This window comes from Streptomyces millisiae (assembly GCF_031845425.1).
Taxonomy (GTDB): domain Bacteria; phylum Actinomycetota; class Actinomycetes; order Streptomycetales; family Streptomycetaceae; genus Streptomyces; species Streptomyces millisiae.
Genome location: NZ_JAVREM010000413.1, coordinates 1 through 391, shown reverse-complemented (window position 1 = coordinate 391; position 391 = coordinate 1). Strand labels below are relative to the sequence as shown.

The 391-nt window shown below is 68.8% G+C and carries 1 protein-coding gene; it reads left to right on the top strand.

Annotated elements, in window-relative coordinates; genetic code table 11:
* Positions 1-202 (top strand): hypothetical protein (locus RNC47_RS37335; RefSeq protein WP_311605326.1); only part of this gene is annotated, 202 nt, incomplete at its 5' end.
* Between the last annotated feature and the right edge of the window lie 189 nt (positions 203-391).

The window sequence follows — 391 nt, the reverse complement described above, 5'->3', positions numbered from 1 at the left end:
CCTGCGCACCGGCCGCAAGTTCCGCCCCGGCTTACGAATCAAGGGGGTGCGCTGCGCGCCGGGCGTCTACGAGCTCACCTGGTCCATGGGCACCGGCCCCGCGGGACGTGCCACGTTCGAGTACGGGGCCGAGGTGCGTCCCGGCACACCGCACGTGATCTGGCGCCGCATCGGCACCCACCAGATCCTCACCGGCCCATGAGCAGCTCGGGCGGTGGGAAGCAACTGTGCTATCGCGTCCGTTCGGATGGAGTGCACGCGGTTTGCGGCGCGTGACCTGGCACCTCTCATTCGAACAGTCGTACTATTGGGTGGTGGCCACGTACGACTTCCCCCAAGACCTCCGCGACGCCCAGCTCGCCCTTCACCAGACCCGCGCGGCGTCCGAGGA